Here is an 18689-nt window from a genome sequence, read left to right as displayed (position 1 = left end):
CCATGACGCGCAAGCAGCGACGTATGACCATCATCGGCGGCTCGCTCGCCGTGCTCGCGCTCGCGGCCGCGCTGGTGCTCAACGCCCTTCGCGACTCCATCGTGTTCTTCTCGACCCCGACCATGGTCGCCGAGAAGCACGTCGAGCCGGGCAAGCGGTTTCGTCTCGGCGGGCTGGTGCAGCCCGGCTCGTTGCAGCGCGGGGACAATCTCGCGGTGACCTTCGAGGTCGCTGACGGCAACGCCAAGCTGCCGGTGGCCTACAAGGGCATCCTGCCCGACCTGTTCCGCGAGGGGCAGGGCGTCGTCGCCGAAGGTGCGCTCGATGCCAACGGCGTGTTCAAGGCCGATACCGTGCTTGCCAAGCACGACGAGACCTACATGCCCAAGGACGTCGCCGATGCCCTGAAGAAACAGGGGCACTGGAAGGACGATTACGGCGGTAAGCCTTCTGACGGCGGCAAGACGTCTGATGCCGGCAAGCCGGCGACAACGGCGCAGGGCAATCCGCAAGGAGCGGTGCGGTGATCGCAGAATCCGGACATTACGCCCTGGTGCTGGCGCTCGGGCTCGCCCTGATCCAGTCGGTCGTGCCCCTGATCGGCGCGCGCCTGCGTGACGTCGCGCTCATGAACGTGGCGCGCTCCACGGCGCTGGCGCAGCTCCTGTTCGTCGGCGCTTCGTTCATCGCTCTCGTGATGCTGCACGTGAACTCGGATTTCTCGGTCGCCAACGTCTACGAGAATTCCCACTCGATGAAGCCGCTGCTCTACAAGATCACCGGCGTGTGGGGAAACCATGAAGGCTCGATGCTGTTGTGGGTGTCGATCCTCGCGCTGTTCGGCGGGCTGGTCGCCGCTTTCGGCAACAATTTGCCGCTGTCGCTGCGCGCGCACGTGCTCGCCGTCCAGGCCTGGGTCGCCAGCGCCTTCTATCTCTTCATCCTCGTGACGTCGAACCCGTTCCTGCGTATCGCGAGCCCGCCGATCGAGGGCCGCGATCTCAATCCGGTGCTCCAGGACATCGGGCTCGCCGTGCATCCGCCGATGCTCTATCTCGGCTATGTCGGCTTCTCGATCTCGTTCTCCTTCGCCATCGCGGCGCTGATGGAGGGACGGATCGACGCGGCCTGGGCGCGCTGGGTGCGGCCGTGGACGCTGGTCGCCTGGATCTTCTTGACGCTCGGCATCGCCATGGGCTCGTACTGGGCCTATTACGAGCTCGGCTGGGGCGGCTGGTGGTTCTGGGATCCGGTCGAGAACGCCTCGCTGATGCCGTGGCTCTCCGGCACCGCGCTATTGCATTCGGCGCTGGTGATGGAAAAGCGGAACGCGCTGAAGGTCTGGACCATCCTGCTCTCGATTCTGACCTTCTCGCTGTCGCTGCTCGGCACCTTCCTGGTGCGCTCGGGCGTCATCACCTCGGTGCACGCCTTTGCCACCGATCCCACCCGCGGCGTGTTCATTCTGCTGATCCTCTGCCTGTTCATCGGCGGCAGCCTGTCGCTGTTCGCGGGCCGCGCCACGTCGTTGAAGCAGGGCGGCCTGTTCGCGCCGATCTCGCGCGAGGGCGCGCTGGTCCTGAACAATCTGCTGCTCACGGTCGCCTGCGCCGTCGTGCTGTTCGGCACGCTCTATCCGCTGGCGATGGAGATGCTCGCCGACTTCAAGATGTCGGTCGGTGCGCCGTTCTACAACCTGACCTTTGCGCCGCTGTTTACCCTGCTGCTGCTGGCCGTGCCGTTCGGGCCGATGCTGGCGTGGAAGCGCGGCGACCTGCTCGGCGTGACGCAGCGCCTGTTAGCTGCGGGCGTTGCCGGGCTCGTCGCCGTCGCCATCGCCTGGGGCTGGGCGACGGGCGGCAGCACGCTGGCGCCGCTCGCGATCGGGCTTGGCGTCTTCGTCATCGCCGGCGCGGTCACCGACATCGTCGAGCGGACCGGCCTCGTGCGGCTGCCGTTCGCAACCGTGCTGCACCGGGCGCGTGGCCTGCCGCGCTCGTCCTGGGGCACCGCGTTTGCGCATGCCAGCCTCGGCGTGACGCTGATCGGGATCGTCTGCGAGACCACTTGGAACAGCGAATATATCGCGACGATGAAGCAGAACGACGTCGCCCACATCGCCGGCTTCGACGTGAAGCTCGACGGGGTGCTGCAGCGTCAGGGGCCGAACTACCGCGAGATGATCGCCGAGTTCAACGTCAGCCGCGACGGCGCGCCGCTCAGCGTCATGACGCCGTCCAAGCGCAGCTTCACCACCCGCGGCTCCTCGACCACCGAGGCCGCGCTGCTGACGCGCGGCGCGAGCCAGCTCTATATCTCGCTCGGCGACGCCAACGCCGAGGGCGCCATCGCCGTGCGCATCTATTACAAGCCGATGGTGCTCCTGATCTGGTGGGGACCGGTGCTGATGGCCTTCGGCGGCGTGCTGTCGCTGTCCGACCGGCGCCTGCGGGTCGGCGCGCCGAAGCCGGCGCGGGCCAAGCAGCGCCTCCAACCGGCGGAGTGATCCGATGCGCCGGATCATGACCGCGTTCGCCCTGCTGATGCTGCTGGCTTTGCCGGCAGCCCACGCGGTGCAGCCCGACGAGATCATGTCGGATCCGGCCAAGGAAGCCCGTGCGCGCGAGCTGTCGCGCGAGCTGCGCTGCATGGTCTGCCAGAACCAGTCGATCGACGATTCCGATGCGCCGCTGGCGCGCGACCTGCGGCTCCTGGTGCGCGAGCGCATCGGCGCCGGCGACAGCAATTCGCAGGTGCTCGACTTCCTGGTCGCGCGCTACGGCGAGTTCGTGCTGCTGAAGCCGCGCTTCGAGCGGCAAAACCTGCTGCTGTGGCTGCTCGGGCCGGTGCTGCTGATCGGCGGCGGCATGGCCCTGTGGCTGCAGATCCGGCGTCGCGCCCGTGGCGGTGCAGACCTACCAGCGCCGCCGCTCACGGCCGACGAACAGGCGAAGCTCGCGGCCTTGATGTCCGACGAGACCAAATCTCCGTAGTGACGCGACTGGCCACGTAATCCTACGTAGAGCGCCGGCTCGCCGCGGCGCGGTTCATGGTATTTTGACCTTTGTCTGGAAGCTTGTCGCGAGCTTCGATTCCAGACTCCGAGTGCCCCCATGTTCGCGAACAGCAATCTGACGATCCGCTTCCTGGTCGGCGCCGTCGTCGCTGCATTATTGTTTCTGCTGGGCATCGGCGGCGGCACCGGCTTCATTGCGGTGCTCTATCTCAACAACGAGATCACCAGCCTGTCCTCCGACTTCGCCGCGCTGAGCGGCCCCGCGCGCGACCATGCCATGCAGATCTATCAGCAGGCGCAGGCCGCGTTCTCCTACTTCCTGGCCGCCTGCGGCGTGATCGCCGTCGTCGCCTTCGCGATCTGCCTCACCACCTGGTTTGCCGTCCGCAACGGCATCCTCAATCCGCTGGCGGCGATCGTCCATGCGATGCGCGAGGTCGCCGACCAGAAGTTCGAGACGCCGGTTCCGGGGCTCGGCCGCACCAACGAGATCGGCCTGCTCGCCGGTGCGCTGGAGGTGTTCAAGACCAACGGCATCGAGCGGCGCCACCTCACCGAACGGCAGCTCCACGAAGCGCAGCACCAGGCCGAGCGATCGAAATTCCTGGACGACCGGATCAAGCGCTTCAACGACCTCGTTGCCAGCGTCGTCGACAGCGTGGCGTCATCGGCGGTGCACCTGAAGAGCAACGCCGAGACGCTGTCGCGGACGGCCAACGACACCAGCACCAAGGCCAATGCGGTCGCAAGCGCCGCGAGCCTCGCCAGCGCCAGCGTGCAGACGGTGGCAGGTTCTGCCGGGGAGATGACGAATTCGATCGGCACGATCAGCCGCCGCGTCACCGACGCGACCCAGCGCGCCGAAGGCGCGGCGTCCGAGGCGGAGAAGAGCCGCGACACCATCCACACGCTGTCGGATGCAGCCGACAAGATCGGCGAGGTCGTCCAGCTGGTGCAGGCGATCGCATCGCAGACCAACCTGCTGGCGCTGAACGCCACCATCGAGGCGGCACGGGCAGGGGAGGCCGGCAAGGGGTTTGCGGTGGTCGCTTCCGAGGTGAAGAATCTGGCGCATCAGACCAGCAAGGCGACGGAAGAGATCACCTCCCACGTCGCCAGCATTCAGGGCATCACCGCACAGACGCGCGACGCGATCGACGGCATCTCCAAGACGCTGGCGGAGATCTCCTCCATCATGTCCGGCATCGAGGTCGACACCTCCCAGCAGCGCAACGCGACGCAGGAGATCACGCGCAGCGCCCAGGACGCCGCGCGCGGCACCCTCGACGTCTCCAACCATATCGTCCAGATCACCTCGACCTCCGCGGAGACCGGCCGCATGGCCGCCGAGGCGCGGGATTCCGCGGTCGATCTGTCGCAGCAGGCCGAAACCTTGAAGCGCGAAGTCGACGAGTTCATCGTCAGCGTCAGAGCAAGCTAAGCGCGCCAAAAAGCCCACCCCCGCGCGTTCCGGGAACTCGAGTTAAGTTCCTGTGGAATCACAATTTTCGGCCTGCGCTAAACTGCCGCATCCGCGTTCCGCCTTTATTACGAAAGTTTAACCCCGCCGCCAGCGCACGGTAAGGCGGGAGCCCCCATCTTCAGGTCCGTAAGGTGCCGCCCTCAGGCATCACATGGATTTCAAGGCCCTGGAGATCTCTGCATGACCGACCGTATCGACCTCTCGAACCTTCCGTCCTACCGGCAGCCGCGCCGGTCGGTGTTCTCCGCGCGCAAGTTCGCGCTGATGGCCTCGGTCGTCGCCGGCCTTGGCGCGGCCGTCTATGGCTTCGGCCCGTCGAGCTCGCCGGCCGAGCTGTTCTCGAGCCCGGCGCATGCGCAGGTCAACAACGAGGTCCGCAAGGTCGAACGTCCCATCGGCTTCGCCGACATCGTCGAGCGCGTGAAGCCCTCGGTGATCTCGGTGAAGGTCAACATGAAGGAAAAGACCGCGAGCAACGATGACGGCGACGATTCCTCCTCGCCGTTCCAGCCGGGCTCGCCGATGGAGCGCTTCTTCCGCCGCTTCGGCGGACCGGACGGTTTCCCCCCGGGCATGAAGGGAGGCCGCGGCCGCGTCGTGCAGGGCCAGGGCTCCGGCTTCTTCATCTCGGCTGACGGCTTTGCCGTGACCAACAACCATGTGGTCGACGGCGCCGACAAGGTCGAGATCACCACCGACGAGGGCAAGACCTACACCGCCAAGGTGATCGGCACCGACCAGCGCACCGACCTCGCCCTGATCAAGGTCGAAGGCAGCTCGAACTTCTCGTTCGCCAAGCTCGCCGACAGCAAGCCGCGGATCGGCGACTGGGTGCTTGCCGTCGGCAATCCCTTCGGTCTCGGCGGCACCGTGACCGCGGGCATCGTCTCGGCGAGCGGCCGCGACATCGGCAACGGTCCCTATGACGATTTCATCCAGATCGACGCGCCCGTCAACAAGGGCAATTCCGGCGGTCCGGCCTTCGATACGAATGGCGAGGTGATGGGCGTCAACACTGCGATCTACTCGCCCTCCGGCGGTAGCGTCGGCATCGCGTTCTCGATTCCGGCGAGCACGGTGAAGAGCGTGGTCGCTCAGCTCAAGGACAAGGGCTCAGTCAGCCGCGGCTGGATCGGCGTGCAGATTCAGCCCGTCACGTCCGACATCGCCGACAGCCTCGGCATGAAGAAGGCCGAAGGCGCATTGGTGGCGGAGCCGCAGGCCAACGGTCCGGCAGCCAAGGCCGGCATCGAATCCGGCGACGTCATCACGGCGGTCAACGGCGAACCCGTCAAGGACGCGCGCGAGCTTGCCCGCACCATCGGCGGCATGGCGCCCGGCGCGACCGTGAAGCTCAACGTGCTGCACAAGGGTCAGGACAAGGTCGTCAACCTCACCCTCGGCCAATTGCCGAACACGGTCGAGGCCAAGGCCGACAACGACAATGACAACGGCAAGGGTGCGAGCAAGGGCACCGACGTGCCCAAGCTCGGCATGACCGTTGCACCCGCCAATTCGGTGGCCGGCGCCGGCAAGGAAGGCGTCGTCGTCACCCAGGTCGATCCGAAGAGCGCCGCGGCTGAACGCGGCTTCAAGGAAGGCGACGTGATCCTCGAAGTCGGCGGCAAGAGCGTCGCCACCGCCGGCGAAGTCCGCGATGCCATCAATACGGCGCGGACCGACAACAAGAACAGCGTCCTGATGCGCGTGAAGAGCGGCGGCCAGTCGCGCTTCGTCGCGGTGCCCCTCGCCAAGGGGTAAGCCTTTAGGAGGCTCTCGAGATGAAGGGTGTCGCCGGCATCAGTCGCCCCCGCCGCCGGCGCCCTTCGGGGAAGCAGCGTAACAATCGCTTCCCCTTGCTACCTTCCGGTGGAAAAACGCCCCCCTCCGTCGGAAGGCCTAGGGCGGTGAAGTCCCCCCAGCTTCACCGCCCGCCTTTTTTCCCATGCCAGCGTCTCCCCCTCGGCTTGCATGCGATTGCCGCTCGCGCCATGTTTAGAGAAGGTTGACCTCCTTGACCGCCGCCGAACGCACGATGCGCCTCCTCATCATCGAAGACGACCGCGAATCCGCCGACTACCTCGTGAAGGCGTTTCGCGAGGTCGGACACATTGCCGACCACGCCGCCGACGGCGAGGAGGGCCTCGCCATGGCCGAGAGCGGGGATTACGACGTGCTTGTGGTCGACCGCATGCTGCCCAAGCGCGACGGCCTGTCGCTGATCGGCGCGCTGCGCGACAAGGGCAACACGACGCCGGTGCTGATTCTCTCCGCGCTCGGCCAGGTCGACGACCGCATCAAGGGCCTGCGCGCCGGCGGCGACGATTATTTGCCGAAGCCCTATTCCTTCGCCGAGCTGCTGGCCCGGGTCGAGGTGCTGTCACGCCGCCGCGGCGGGCCTGCCGAGGACACGCTCTACCGCGTCGGCGATCTCGAGCTCGACCGGCTCTCGCACCGCGTCGCCCGCGGCAAGGACGAGCTGACGCTGCAGCCGCGCGAATTCCGCCTGCTCGAATATCTGATGAAGCATGCCGGCCAGGTGGTGACGCGCACCATGCTCTTGGAGAACGTCTGGGACTATCATTTCGATCCGCAGACCAACGTGATCGACGTGCACATTTCGCGCTTGCGCTCCAAGATCGACAAGGGCTTCGAGCGGCCGCTGCTGCACACGATCCGCGGCGCCGGGTACATGATCCGTGACGGGATCAGATAAGATACGGTACCTATTGCTGCCTCGCGCAGGCTCTTGTTGATCCGTTTCGGCTGCGACATTGATGTAATCCGCAGCAGTTGAATTCGGTGCGGCTTGAGCATGCGCTCGATGAAGGCATTGCGGCAGCCGCCGATCAGCGCCGCGTAGAAATCGGTCTTGGCCTCGAGGGAGGCATCCGACGAGGTCTTGCTTGGCCGCCGCCGCCTTCAGTCGTGTCAGGGCATCCCCGATCCGGCGCGCGACGTCCGGGTCGTGAAGCCTGGCGCATTCGCGGCCGGCGGATCCTTCGAGCACCGCGCGTGCCGACTGACGGTTCATGCGGCCGGTAGGCACTCCGCCGGTCTTCAATTCGTCCGCGTCAACACGCGCCGCGGCCTCGTGCTCGCCGTGACGCATGACGACAGTCCCGCCATGAAACTGCGCGGCTCGATCGGACCGGACCATGACGTCGTCAGGTCCGGTGCGATCGGCGCCGTGCGCGCGCTTAGCTGCAGCTCAGCGGCAATGGCTGGTCGGGATGCAGCTCGTACCAGTCATAGCAATCCGGATAGGCGCCGTAGAATCCATATCCGGGCCGGCCGTAGCGGTGAAATGCGTGCTGGCGGAGGCCGCCGGCATGACCGACGAAGCCGAGATGCTCGCCACCGAACCGGGCGCCGCCGCCAAAGCCGCCGTGGCCGCCGCCACCACCGCCGCCGTGCGCGTCCGCCGCGCCGATGGCCAGCGTCGAAGCGAGTGCTGCTGTTGCCAGAATCATGATGGCTCGTTTCATGGAAAACTCCTCTCGTACTGAGCTGCCCCGCCCATCCCGGAAGCCGCTGACGCATCGTGCTGCGCGCGCGAGGCTGCCGATGATTGGGCGTGTGATGCAAGAGAGGTAGGGGCGATGCACGGCAATCCAACTGAATTCGGTGTCATACATCGGTCGCGCTACTCGCGAAGGTGAACTCGCCGCGCGCTGCAGCGGCGTGCGCGCGAGGAGCGGGCTGAATCGACCAGCCCGCTCCCTGTCGTTCGACGTGCGGCGGCCGGCGGCGTCATCCGCACGGACGGGTCGACGCGATCAGAAGCTGCCGGTGCCCGGCTCGCACGGCACGTTGTTGCCGGTCCACGGCGCGGTGGCGAAGGCGCCGACACGCGGCGCCGGAACGCAGGCGCGTTCGCCCGGATAATAGAAGGGTCCGCTCGTTGCGACCGTATCGGCTTCCACGGCGGGCCGCCGCACGACGCCGTGATGCTCGCGCGCCATCACGGGCCCACCGAGCATGGCGGCCGCAATCAGTCCCATCGACAACAGTCTGGACGTGGTCATTCGCTCTCTCCATTGGTGACGTCGGGCCGAACAAGCCGGCTCGCCGTCGAGGTGCGAACAATCGGGCGCGATTCAAACGCACGATTTGCTCACTCGCGTTCAACGGCCTGTGAGCCGATGCGGCGCGCAGCCACGATCGTGCGAATGCACAACATCCGTGGCCCCGGAAACTACAGCGCGTGCGTTGAGGGCATATGTTCGATGCAGCGCAGTTCGCAGCGGAGCCCGCAAGATGATCACGACATTGGCAACACGCATCGTCCCTGCATTGGCGCTGCTCGTGAGGCGAGCCGTCCGCAACATGAACTGGAATTCAATGGCAGCGCCCGCGCAGCAAACCTATCTCGCACCACAGCGAGTGGCCGGCATCGGGCGGCGTCAGGGCCGCGGGTTCGGCGCGCGCGGACGCCGAACATGACGCTGCGCGCCGTTGTACCCCCGCTTCCTCACCGCGCGCCAAGACGCCGCGCGGAACGTGGAGCGAAGATCATGAACCGGATTCTCCTGATCGAGGACGACGCCGAGACTGCCGAGGCGATTGTCGCCGAGCTCGCCGATCGCGGCTTCGAGGTGCAATGGGCCGGCGACGGTGTCGAAGGGCTCGACCGTGCGCGCGCGTCGAGCCCGGATGCCATGATCGTCGATCGCATGCTGCCCGGCATGGACGGGCTGACCGTCATCGAGGCGCTGCGCAAGGATCAGGTCAGGACCCCGGTGCTTGTCCTCAGTGCGCTCGGTGCGGTGGATGACCGGGTGCGCGGATTGCGCATGGGCGGCGATGATTATCTCACAAAGCCGTTTGCGCTGGTCGAGCTGGTCGCGCGGATCGAGGCGTTGCTGCGCCGTCCGATCGACAGCCGCGAAACCATCCTTCATGTCGGCCCGCTCCAGCTCGACCTGATCGAGCGGACTGCGCGGCGTGCCGAGCGCGAACTCGACCTGCTGCCGCGCGAATTCCGCCTGCTCGAATACATGATGCGCCGGAACGATCAGCTGCTGACGCGCGCGATGCTGCTCGAGGAGGTCTGGAACTACAAGTTCGTTCCGGCGACCACGAACCTGATCGACGTGCATATGGGCCGGCTTCGCCACAAGGTCGACGGTCCCGGAGAGGCGCAGCTCATTCACAACGTCCGAGGCTCCGGCTTCGTCCTGCGCTTGCGGCGATAGGGGCGGCAGATGCACCAGATCCAGTTGATCCGCTCCAGCACGTTCCTCTGGGCCCTGGCCGTGGCGGCCGCTTTCGCGCTGTTCGTGGTCGCCCTGTTCGCGTTCATCTACTGGAAGCTCGACGACTATCTGGTCGCGCGATCCGATCGCATGATCACGACGCAGATCCGCTTCATCGCAGACCTGCCGCCGGCCCGCCGCATCAGCGCCATCGCGGATCATCTCGCGCAGGATTCCAGGGGCGTGCAGTACGCGGGACTGTTCGATGCCGCCGGCGCCAGGCTTGCCGGCAACATCGGCCGCGTGCCGCGTGAGCTGGGGCTGGACGGAGCAGTGCAGGGCGTGCGGCTGGATCTGCTCGAACAGCCCGCGGTCCATGTTCCGGTCGTCAGGGCGGTCGGCAGGCGTCTCGATGACGGCGATGTCCTCGTGCTGGGACGGAACGTGGATGAGACGCGCGAGATATCGAGCGTGGTGGGGGAGGCCCTGGCCCTGGGCCTGCTGCCGGCCTTCAGCCTCTGCCTGCTGGCTGGGGTCTGGCTGAGCGTCCGCGCCCAGAGGCGCGTCGAGGAGGTCAACCAGCGGGTTCAACGGATCGTGGCCGGCGAGCTGCGCGAGCGGCTTCCAGAGGGCAGCACGGACGATTCCTTCGCGCGGCTGGCCAGGATCGTGAACGGCATGCTCGACGAGATGGAGACCATGATCAATGCGCTTGCCGGCGTCGGCAACGACATCGCTCATGATCTCAGGACTCCGCTGACGCGCGTCCGTCTGGCGCTGGAGCGTGGGCGAACGCATGCGGCAACGCTGGAAGGGCTCCAGGACATCACGGACAAGGCCATCGTCGGCATCGACCAGTCGCTCGCGATCGTCACGGCCTTGCTGCGCCTGACCGAGATCGAGAACAGCCGTCGCATGGCCGGCTTTGGCGATGTCGCGCTCGATGAGATCCTGCGGGAGGTGTGCGATGTCTATGAACCCATCGCCGAAGACAAGCGCATCGGGCTCGGTGTCGTCATCGATCGCAATGTGCAGGTGTGGGGTGACCGCGACCTGCTGTTCGAGGCGGTCGCCAATCTCGTCGACAATGCCATCAAGTTCACGCCGCCAGGCGGAGGGGTGGAGCTCGCTCTGGAAGCAGGGGACGACACCGCGCTGGTTCGCGTGAGCGATACCGGGCCCGGCATCAGCGAACGGGAGCGTGAGGCGGTGCTGCGGCGGTTCTATCGCTCCGACAAGATGCGCAATACGCCGGGCGTCGGTCTCGGACTGAGCCTTGTGGCCGCGATCGTCAAGCTGCACGGCTTTCGGTTGATCATCGGTCCCGCTCCCGGTGGGCGGATCGAGATCCTCGCCTGGACCGGGAGAGCGGGCAAGCCCGTCACGCGCCGGCCGCGGACACTGGTACGCGCAGACGCGAGCGAGATGGGATGAGCCAGATGATGCACGAAGCTTTCGAGATCAATCAGCCGGCCTGGAACGTAGGAGTGACAAATGCAGACTAGCCACGAACTGGTGAGGCGCGATCCCGTCGCCGTGCCGGCCGCATCGGTGTCGACGCCGTTTCTCAGCGCCTATTCGGCGAGCATCAGGCGCTTTGACCTGCTCGAGCCGGGTCAGGAGCAGCAGCTGGCACGTCGCTGGCAGGAAACGCGGGACCGGAGCGCGGCGGACGCGCTCGTCACCAGCCATCTCCGGCTCGCTGCCAAGCTGGCCCGTGGTTACAAGGGATATGGCCTTCCGCTGGTCGATCTGATCGCGGAGGCGAATCTCGGCCTCGTGATCGCAGCATCACGCTTCGCACCCGGCCGCGGCGCGCGATTCTCCAGTTATGCGGTCTGGTGGATCAGGGCCGCCATTCACGAATACATCCTGCGGTCCTGGTCCCTGGTCAAGATCGGGACGACGGCCGCGCAGAAGAAGCTGTTTTTCAAGCTCCGCAGCGAGATTAGAAAGGCCACCGGCAGCGTGATGACAGGGCTTACGCCCGACGTCGCCGAACTGATCGCCCGGAAGCTCGAGGTGACGGCGCGCGACGTCATTGAGATGGACGCGCGGCTGAATGGCGACCTGTCGCTGAATGCGCGCGTCGGCGGCGAGGAAGGCGGCATCGAGCTGGAAGCCTTGTTGGTCGATGGGGCAGTCGATGCTGAGACGGTGCTGGCCGATCACGAGCAGACGGAACAGCGCAGCAGGGCTTTGCGTGTTGCGCTGGGCGGGCTTGCGGCGCGGGAACGTCACATCTTCGAGGCGCGGCGGCTGACGGAATGTCCTGTGACGCTCGATCAACTCGCCCGCGAATTGTCCATCTCCAGCGAGCGTGTCAGGCAGATCGAGATTCGCGCCTTTGCCAAGGTCAAGCGGGCCGTCATGCTCGCCGCGCGGGACGCGCCGCGCGCGGCCGCGTGCAGCGTCTGAATTCGTTTTCATTTGAACGGAGGTCCGGCCGTCCTCACCTGTTCGCCGATCTCGCGTCATTTTCTCCAGGCAGACCATCATGGGCATTGTTCGCTTCGCGCTACGGCTTCCGCACACATTCTATGTGCTTGCCGCGCTGATTCTGTTCCTCGGCGGCATCGCGATCCGCTCGATGCCTACCGATATTTTTCCGGAGATCCAGATCCCGGTCGTCACGGTCATCTGGAGCTATACCGGCCTGTCGACGCCGGAGATGGAGCAGCGCGTCAGCACCTACAGCCAGTACTCGATCAGCGCCAACGTCAGCGGCATCAAGAATATCGAGGCGCAGACCCTCAACGGTCTGTCGGTTCAGAAGATCTACTTCCAGCCGGACGTTAATCTCGATCTCGCGATCTCGCAGATCGTCTCGGCGACCAATGCGATCCGCGCCCTGATGCCGCCGGGCATCCAGCCGCCGATCATCGTGCAGTTCAATGCCTCGAGCGTGCCGGTGCTCCAGCTCAGCCTCGAGTCGAACAGCCTCAATGAGCAGCAGCTCTACGATTTCGGCATCTACCGGGTCCGCCAGCAGCTGGCTCCCGTTCCCGGCGTGACCTTGCCCACGCCCGCAGGCGGAAAATACCGCCAGATCATGGTCGACATCGATCCGAACAAGCTGCTGTCGCGCGGATTGACGCCGCTGGACATCGTCAATGCGGTGAACACCCAGAACCTTACGTTGCCGACCGGCACGACCAAGATCGGCGACACCCAGTACACCGTTCGCACCAACGCCACGCCGGCCACGGTCCAGGATCTCAACATGATCCCGGTCAAGTTCGCGAACGGGGCCACCATCTTCCTGAAGGACGTCGCCCAGGTCCGCGACGGCGCCCAGGTCCAGCAGAACATCGTGCGCGAGGACGGCCACCGCGCGGTCCTGCTCAGCGTCATCAAGAACGGAAATGCCTCTACCCTTGCCGTGGTCAACGGCGTGAAAGCGGCCCTGACGTCGATCCGCGCGTCAGCGCCGGCGGGGCTGAAGATCAACGAGCTGTTCGACCAGTCGATATTCGTCACCCATTCGGTCGATGGCGTGCTGCGCGAAGGTGCCATCGCGGCTGGCCTGACGGCGCTGATGATCCTGGTGTTCCTGGGATCGTGGCGATCGACGCTGGTGGTCCTGATCTCGATCCCGCTGGCGATGCTATCCTCGCTGATCGTCCTTTATTTCCTCGGCGAGACCCTCAACACGATGACGCTCGGAGGTCTCGCCCTCGCGGTCGGCATCCTCGTGGACGATTCGACGGTGACGATCGAGAACACGCACCGGCTCTGGACCGAGGAGGGCATGCCGCTGCCGGATGCGACCCTGCATGGCGCCGCCGAGATCGCGGTGCCGACGCTGGTCTCGACGCTCGCGATCAGTTGCGTGTTCACCTCGGTCGTATTCCTGGAGGGGCCGGCCAAATATCTGTTCACTCCGCTCGGCCTCGCCGTGGTGTTCGCGATGCTGGCGTCATACGGGCTGTCGCGGACGCTCACGCCGATCACCATCGGCCTGCTGCTGAAGGGGGAGCGGCGCCATGGTGAGGGCGAGCGTCCGTCGGGAATATTCGCGCGCGCCTCCGCGGCATTCGAGCGCGGCTTCGAGCGCCTTCGCGACGGGTATTCCGATCTCCTGCTGAAATTGCTGCGGCATCGCGCCATCGTGCCCGTCGTCGCCGCGCTGGTGCTGGTGCTCGGAGCCACCATGTTCGTCTATGTCGGCAGGGACTTCTATCCCCTGATCGACGGCGGCCAGATCCAGCTCCATGTTCGCGCCCCCGCGGGCACGCGGATCGAGCGTACGGAAGCGATTTTCCAGGCGGTCGAGGACAAGATCCGCGAAGTCATTCCCGAGCGAGACCGGACGTTGATCGTCGACAACATTGGCCTGCCGGCGCGTCCCTACAATCTCGCATTCACCGATGGCTCCACGATCGGGGTGAACGACGGCACCATTCTGGTGTCGCTGAAGGATGGGCACAAGCCGACTGCGGATTACGTCAGGAAGCTGCGGCAGGTGCTGCCATCCGCATTCCCGGAGGACACCTTCTATTTCCAGGCCGCCGATATCGTCACGCAGATCCTGAATTTCGGTCTTCCGGCGCAGATCGATGTCCGCACCGTCGGTTACGGCAACAACAATCTGGCCGTCGCCAAGGAGCTGCAGAAGAGTCTCGCGGCGATCCCCGGCGTGGTCGATGCGCATCTACAGCAGGAGGTCGATGCTCCCGCCTTCTACGCCGACATCGACCGCACCCGCGCCGCGCAACTCGGCCTCAACGCCAGCACGGTGGCGACCAACGTCAATGTCAGCCTCAGCTCGTCCGCGCAGGTTTCGCCGAATTTCTGGACGGATCCGACGTCGGGCATCCCCTATTACCTGGCGGTGCAGACGCCAGAATACAGGGCCAATTCGCTGAACGCCCTGGGCAACACGCCGGTGTCGGCCTCGCTCGCCGCAAGCGGGCAGACGGTGCCGGGCCTGCTCAGCAATGTCGCGACGTTCAAGCGGGGCACCGTTCCCACCAACTCGAATCAGGCCAATGTCCAGCCGGTGTACGACGTCTATGCCAGCGTGCAGGGCCGGGATCTCGGCAGCGTTGCGGCTGACATCGAGAAGGTGACGTCCACGCTGAAAAAGCAGCTCCAGCCGGGCAATTCGATTCAGGTTCTGGGACAGATCCAGAGCATGCATCAGTCGTTCCGCGATCTCGGGATTGGACTGCTGTTCGCGGCCATTCTGGTGTACCTGCTGATGGTCGTGAACTACCAGAATTTCGGCGATCCCTTCGTCGTCATCATGGCGCTGCCGGCGACATTCTGCGGCATCGTCACGATGCTGTTCATCACCGGAACGACGCTGAACGTGCCCTCGCTGATGGGAGCCATCATGGCGATCGGCGTGGCCTCGGCAAACTCCATCCTGCTCGTGACCTTCGCGCGTGACGAGCAGTTGAAGGGACACTCGGCCTTCCAGGCGGCGCTCAGTGCGGGCCGAACGAGGATCCGGCCAGTGCTGATGACCGCGGCGGCGATGATCGTGGGCATGATCCCGATGGCGATCGGCGGGCCGGGCGAGGAGCAGAATGCGGCGCTCGCGCGGGCGGTCATCGGCGGGCTGCTGTTTGCGACCCCGACCACACTGCTGATCGTGCCTTACCTCTTTGCAATGCTGCGCAAGGGCAACGACGGCAAGCCTCGCCAGGGCGTATTCGAGGAGCAACCGGAATGAGTGATGTTCGAGCAAGGACCGGTGACGAGGGGGCGAGCGACCGCCCGGGGGCAGAGAGCCTCCGGGTCGTGGAGCTTCCGGGCAAGAGCGCACGATCCGGACGCCGTTACGGTGGCGCGCTGCTCGGGGTAGGCGTGCTCCTGCTGGTCGCGGGCGGTCTCGGCATCGGCGGCTGGCGGCACTACGAGGCCGCGCGTGACGTGGCCGCGGTGGCAGAGCAGGTTCGGACCAACGTTCCGGAAGTTCGGGTGGCGACAGTCAAGCCCAGCGGCGACATCATGAAGGTGAGCTTGCCGGCGACGACGACTGCGTTCGAAGCAGCCAATATTTTCGCGCGGACCAGCGGCTATATCGAGAAGCGCCACGTCGATATCGGCGATCGGGTCAAGAAGGGCGATCTCCTCGCGGAAATCACCGCGCCCGAGCTGGACCAGCAGATCGCGCAGGCGCAGGCGACGCTCGCCCAGGACCAGGCTGCGCTTCAGCAGGCGCAGGCGAGCCGGGAGCTGGCCGACGTCACCAATTCGCGGGATAGCAATCTCGTCAAGCAAGGCTGGTTGACGGCACAGCAGGGCGACAACGACCGCCTCACCCTGCGCGCGCAGCAGGGCGCGGTGGGCGTCGCCCAGTCGAACATCACAGCGCAGGAGGCGCAGATTCGCGTCCTCCAGCAGGAGAAGGCCTACCAGCGCGTGGTGGCGCCGTTCGACGGTGTGGTCACCCAGCGCAACGTGGACAATGGCAGCCTGGTGCAAGCAGGCTCCACCTTCATGTTCACGATGATGCACTCCGACGTCATCCGAACCCAGGTCTTCGTACCGCAGGACGAGGCGTTCGGAGTCGGGCCCGGCGTCGATGCGGACATCCGCGTTCCCGAGATTCCGGGGCGGACGTTTGCGGGCAAGGTCACACGGATCGCGACCGCGCTGCAGCCGGGGAGCCGGACACTGCTGACCGAGATCGACGTCCCCAATCCCGATGGCCTGCTCAGTCCAGGCATCTATTGCACCGTCGAATTGTCAATCCCGCGCAGGACGCCGTCAGTGACGATTCCGTCCGACGCGCTGGTCTTCGATCAGAACGGCCTCCATGTCGTGGTCGTACGGAACGGCACGGTTCAATTTCAGCAGGTCTCGATCTCCCGGGACTTCGGTACCACGGTGGAAGTGCGCGACGGCGTCCAGGCCGGCGATCAGGTCGTGCTCAATCCCGCGGTCAATCTGGCAGAAGGCAGCAAGGTCGCCGTTCGCAAGACCGAAGCCAGCTAGGGACTACAGAGATGATACGGATCGTGTTTGCAGCCGTGATGGCTCTGCTGCTCGGCAGCTCTCCGGGCGAGGCACAGGTCGCAACGACCGGCAGCACGGCAATGGATCTGCCGACGGTGCCGGGCGCGATCGTGATCTCGCCGCTCAACGGCCCGGGGCCGTTTTCGGCGACGACCGTGTCGGGCGCGCCTGATACGACGCTGGCGCCCGTTCCGCTCGCGTCGGATCCGACGACGCCGGGGACGGTGGTCGTCTGCGCCCCACCGTCGTCATCACTAACGCCGGTGCCGCCGACTCCGGTCGTATCGCCCACGGGCCTTCCAACCTCGGGCATCGCGGCTCCGATCCTGCCGGTCACGGGACAGAACAGCAGCTCCATCGGGACGATTTCCGCGGCTGCGCCGGCGGGAACAGGTGCGACGGCGGCATGCAGCTCGACGCCGGGAGGGCAGGTGACGAGCGCTGCGTCTCTGCCGCTATCGATTCCGCAAGTGGCTGCAAGCCCGGCACCCGGCACGATCCTGGCGGACACCGGCGGCGCCGGGGGCACAGGCATAGACCCGAGTGCCGCTGTCGTGCCGAGCCCGAACAGTTCGGCTTGCGCGGAAGGCGTCTCGATGAATCTGGCCTCGCCTGCGACGGTGTTGCCGGCCAACGCCTCAGGCGCAGCGCCAACGCCGGGCGTGTCGCCGATCCTGCCGCCGGGATGCTGAAGCACCGATGCCGCCCAGAACCTGTCGTCGAGAGATGCCTATCACGCAAAATCGAAAAGAATGAGGGATCGGTCGTCTCGGCAGTACGGGACGTGCTGCCCCGACCGAACGGCATCGCCACCTAGTGGCAGGTGCAGGACGCTGGCCGATCGCTGTCGCACGTCGAAGGCGAAATGCCCGGTATCTCAGCCAGAGCGCGGGCAAAGGCGAGCGCTGGAAGATCGATCTCCTGGTCGAACAGAGAGCGCTGACCGGACCGACGAGATCAAGGGCCGTCTGCTGACGGTTCGATTTCGCCATGATCCCTGCCCACGCAGCCGCAACCTTCAACTCGTAGAAGCGGCATTGCTGGCCTCTGGCGACGGACAGTCCCTCGGCGAACAGCACTTCGGCTCGCGAGAGATCGGACGGTCCGTCGGCCAGGAGAATCTCGGCCTTGATCCGCAATAGGTCCGCAAGGCACCACAATTGACCACCTTGCCGCGACATGGTCAGGGCCTCTTCCACCACGGCCAGCGCCTGCGCGGCCTCGCCGCTTGCGAGCAGGCCTTCGGCGAGCGATCCGAGAAACTCGGGGTTGCGCATAAGCCATCCGTTCTCAGTCCGCGCCTTCAGACCGCCGCGCAGCAGCGCTATCCCGTCGTCATGCTTGCCTTGCAGAACCAGCAATTGTCCCTTCAGGCAGGAGGTCCAGCTGGTCCAGAAAGCTATTCCCTCGCGTGTGACGAGCTCGAGAAGCGAGGATATCGCCTGATCGGCGGTGGCCAGATCATGCGTCATCAGCGCGATCGGGCAGACCGCGTTCCGAAGTGCGTAAGCGATCGCAAGCTTGTCTTTCTCGCGCTGGGCCTCCTGGAGGCACTCGGCGGCGAGGGACCTGCTCTGGCCGAACTTTCCCTGCAGCAGCAGCACGCGCGCCAGCATGGCCTTGGCAAGGACGCTCCGTTCAGCAGGAACCACATCTGGTTCGCGCCGCCGTCCAGTCCGTGAGCCGCGTGGTCCAGCGACAGAGTCAGTTCGCGCCGTGCATCCTCCTGCGCGCCGAAGAAATGGGGTGGCAGCGCCGATCAGGCGACGGCCTACCGTTTCGTTGGCGGGATTTCCGGTGCGCAGGGCGACATCGAGGTAGCGTTCGCCGACCTCTGATCGGCGAAGGACCAGGCTGCGGATGCGGATGATATCGTTGCTGTTGAGAGTAGCGCAGCGGCGATTAGAATTTTGAATACGCTCATAGCGATTCTCCATTGTTTGCTCTGTGCGGAGAGTCGCTTGGCGATGATCGCTGCTCGGCTGGTGGCGCTTCCGAAGATTGATTTTGATGAAGACTATGT

Annotated in this window: 16 protein-coding genes; 13 read left to right on the top strand and 3 right to left on the bottom strand. The window is 65.6% G+C overall.

Going from position 1 to position 18689, the window contains the following annotated elements:
* Positions 1 to 2 precede the first annotated feature (2 nt).
* The 6 genes from ccmE to D6B98_RS06710 all read left to right on the top strand — a co-directional run bounded on the left by ccmE (position 3) and on the right by D6B98_RS06710 (position 7215).
* Complete coding sequence (gene ccmE, locus D6B98_RS06735; RefSeq protein WP_126256150.1) at positions 3 to 527, top strand: cytochrome c maturation protein CcmE; 525 nt, start codon at positions 3 to 5, stop codon at positions 525 to 527.
* A complete protein-coding gene (locus D6B98_RS06730) occupies positions 524 to 2506 on the top strand; it encodes a heme lyase CcmF/NrfE family subunit (RefSeq protein WP_126256149.1) in 1983 nt (660 codons plus the stop codon). Before ccmE ends, D6B98_RS06730 begins: the two co-directional genes overlap by 4 nt.
* A gap of 4 nt (positions 2507 to 2510) precedes the next feature.
* Positions 2511 to 2993 carry a cytochrome c-type biogenesis protein gene (locus tag D6B98_RS06725; protein WP_126256148.1) on the top strand — a complete coding sequence of 161 codons (483 nt, stop codon included), beginning with the start codon at positions 2511 to 2513 and terminating at the stop codon, positions 2991 to 2993.
* Between the two features lie 120 nt (positions 2994 to 3113).
* Positions 3114 to 4457: a methyl-accepting chemotaxis protein gene (locus D6B98_RS06720; protein ID WP_126256147.1), complete on the top strand. Its 1344-nt coding sequence runs from the start codon at positions 3114 to 3116 to the stop codon at positions 4455 to 4457.
* 222 nt (positions 4458 to 4679) lie between these two features.
* Positions 4680 to 6260 carry a Do family serine endopeptidase gene (locus tag D6B98_RS06715; RefSeq protein ID WP_126256146.1) on the top strand — a complete coding sequence of 527 codons (1581 nt, stop codon included), beginning with the start codon at positions 4680 to 4682 and terminating at the stop codon, positions 6258 to 6260.
* A gap of 274 nt (positions 6261 to 6534) precedes the next feature.
* Entirely contained in the window at positions 6535 to 7215 is a 681-nt protein-coding gene (locus tag D6B98_RS06710; protein ID WP_126256145.1) for a response regulator transcription factor, read from the top strand.
* Positions 7216 to 7699: 484 nt separating this feature from the next.
* On the opposite strand, the gene D6B98_RS06695 is transcribed toward D6B98_RS06710, so the two are convergent.
* Both D6B98_RS06695 and D6B98_RS39745 read right to left on the bottom strand, forming a co-directional pair.
* Positions 7700 to 7987 (bottom strand): hypothetical protein, encoded by a 288-nt coding sequence (locus D6B98_RS06695; protein WP_126256144.1) that lies wholly within the window; start codon positions 7985 to 7987, stop codon positions 7700 to 7702.
* A gap of 291 nt (positions 7988 to 8278) precedes the next feature.
* A complete protein-coding gene (locus tag D6B98_RS39745) occupies positions 8279 to 8527 on the bottom strand; it encodes a hypothetical protein (RefSeq protein ID WP_164718445.1) in 249 nt (82 codons plus the stop codon).
* A gap of 232 nt (positions 8528 to 8759) precedes the next feature.
* Between D6B98_RS39745 and D6B98_RS39740 the strand changes: the two genes are divergently transcribed.
* The 7 genes from D6B98_RS39740 to D6B98_RS39735 all read left to right on the top strand — a co-directional run bounded on the left by D6B98_RS39740 (position 8760) and on the right by D6B98_RS39735 (position 17358).
* On the top strand, positions 8760 to 8945 hold the full coding sequence (locus D6B98_RS39740; protein WP_164718444.1) for a hypothetical protein: 186 nt from the start codon (positions 8760 to 8762) through the stop codon (positions 8943 to 8945).
* 71 nt (positions 8946 to 9016) lie between these two features.
* Positions 9017 to 9697 carry a response regulator transcription factor gene (locus tag D6B98_RS06685; RefSeq protein ID WP_135168150.1) on the top strand — a complete coding sequence of 227 codons (681 nt, stop codon included), beginning with the start codon at positions 9017 to 9019 and terminating at the stop codon, positions 9695 to 9697.
* A gap of 9 nt (positions 9698 to 9706) precedes the next feature.
* Positions 9707 to 11131, top strand: coding sequence for a sensor histidine kinase (locus D6B98_RS06680; protein WP_126256142.1), 1425 nt, complete (start codon positions 9707 to 9709; stop codon positions 11129 to 11131).
* Positions 11132 to 11191: 60 nt separating this feature from the next.
* The gene (gene rpoH / locus D6B98_RS06675) at positions 11192 to 12115 is read left to right on the top strand and encodes an RNA polymerase sigma factor RpoH (RefSeq protein ID WP_126256141.1); all 924 of its coding nucleotides are present in this window, start codon (positions 11192 to 11194) and stop codon (positions 12113 to 12115) included.
* Positions 12116 to 12194: 79 nt separating this feature from the next.
* The gene (locus tag D6B98_RS06670) at positions 12195 to 15377 is read left to right on the top strand and encodes an efflux RND transporter permease subunit (RefSeq protein WP_126256140.1); all 3183 of its coding nucleotides are present in this window, start codon (positions 12195 to 12197) and stop codon (positions 15375 to 15377) included.
* Complete coding sequence (locus D6B98_RS06665; RefSeq protein ID WP_126256139.1) at positions 15374 to 16645, top strand: efflux RND transporter periplasmic adaptor subunit; 1272 nt, start codon at positions 15374 to 15376, stop codon at positions 16643 to 16645. The genes D6B98_RS06670 and D6B98_RS06665 overlap by 4 nt, the downstream gene beginning before the upstream one ends.
* Before the next feature lie 11 nt (positions 16646 to 16656).
* Complete coding sequence (locus D6B98_RS39735; protein ID WP_164718443.1) at positions 16657 to 17358, top strand: hypothetical protein; 702 nt, start codon at positions 16657 to 16659, stop codon at positions 17356 to 17358.
* Here the strand turns inward: D6B98_RS39735 and D6B98_RS06655 are convergent.
* Entirely contained in the window at positions 17305 to 18603 is a 1299-nt protein-coding gene (locus D6B98_RS06655) for a tetratricopeptide repeat protein (RefSeq protein ID WP_245481274.1), read from the bottom strand. The genes D6B98_RS39735 and D6B98_RS06655 overlap by 54 nt on opposite strands.
* Between the last annotated feature and the right edge of the window lie 86 nt (positions 18604 to 18689).

Source organism: Bradyrhizobium sp. LVM 105, assembly GCF_003957705.1.
In the GTDB taxonomy this organism is placed as follows: domain Bacteria; phylum Pseudomonadota; class Alphaproteobacteria; order Rhizobiales; family Xanthobacteraceae; genus Bradyrhizobium; species Bradyrhizobium frederickii.
The sequence above is the reverse complement of the archived record's forward strand: the minus strand, read 5'-3'. Positions and strand labels throughout refer to the sequence as shown.

Bases quoted from the DNA above. Each gene is read 5' to 3' on its own strand.
- ccmE (WP_126256150.1), top strand. From the start codon at position 3: ATGACGCGCAAGCAGCGACGTATGACCATCATCGGCGGCTCGCTCGCC.
- D6B98_RS06725 (WP_126256148.1), top strand. From the start codon at position 2,511: ATGCGCCGGATCATGACCGCGTTCGCCCTGCTGATGCTGCTGGCTTTG.
- D6B98_RS06720 (WP_126256147.1), top strand. From the start codon at position 3,114: ATGTTCGCGAACAGCAATCTGACGATCCGCTTCCTGGTCGGCGCCGTC.
- D6B98_RS06715 (WP_126256146.1), top strand. From the start codon at position 4,680: ATGACCGACCGTATCGACCTCTCGAACCTTCCGTCCTACCGGCAGCCG.
- D6B98_RS06710 (WP_126256145.1), top strand. From the start codon at position 6,535: ATGCGCCTCCTCATCATCGAAGACGACCGCGAATCCGCCGACTACCTC.
- D6B98_RS06695 (WP_126256144.1), bottom strand. From the start codon at position 7,987: ATGAAACGAGCCATCATGATTCTGGCAACAGCAGCACTCGCTTCGACG.
- D6B98_RS39745 (WP_164718445.1), bottom strand. From the start codon at position 8,527: ATGACCACGTCCAGACTGTTGTCGATGGGACTGATTGCGGCCGCCATG.
- D6B98_RS39740 (WP_164718444.1), top strand. From the start codon at position 8,760: ATGATCACGACATTGGCAACACGCATCGTCCCTGCATTGGCGCTGCTC.
- D6B98_RS06685 (WP_135168150.1), top strand. From the start codon at position 9,017: ATGAACCGGATTCTCCTGATCGAGGACGACGCCGAGACTGCCGAGGCG.
- D6B98_RS06680 (WP_126256142.1), top strand. From the start codon at position 9,707: ATGCACCAGATCCAGTTGATCCGCTCCAGCACGTTCCTCTGGGCCCTG.
- rpoH (WP_126256141.1), top strand. From the start codon at position 11,192: ATGCAGACTAGCCACGAACTGGTGAGGCGCGATCCCGTCGCCGTGCCG.
- D6B98_RS06670 (WP_126256140.1), top strand. From the start codon at position 12,195: ATGGGCATTGTTCGCTTCGCGCTACGGCTTCCGCACACATTCTATGTG.
- D6B98_RS06665 (WP_126256139.1), top strand. From the start codon at position 15,374: ATGAGTGATGTTCGAGCAAGGACCGGTGACGAGGGGGCGAGCGACCGC.
- D6B98_RS39735 (WP_164718443.1), top strand. From the start codon at position 16,657: ATGATACGGATCGTGTTTGCAGCCGTGATGGCTCTGCTGCTCGGCAGC.
- D6B98_RS06655 (WP_245481274.1), bottom strand. From the start codon at position 18,603: ATGGAGAATCGCTATGAGCGTATTCAAAATTCTAATCGCCGCTGCGCT.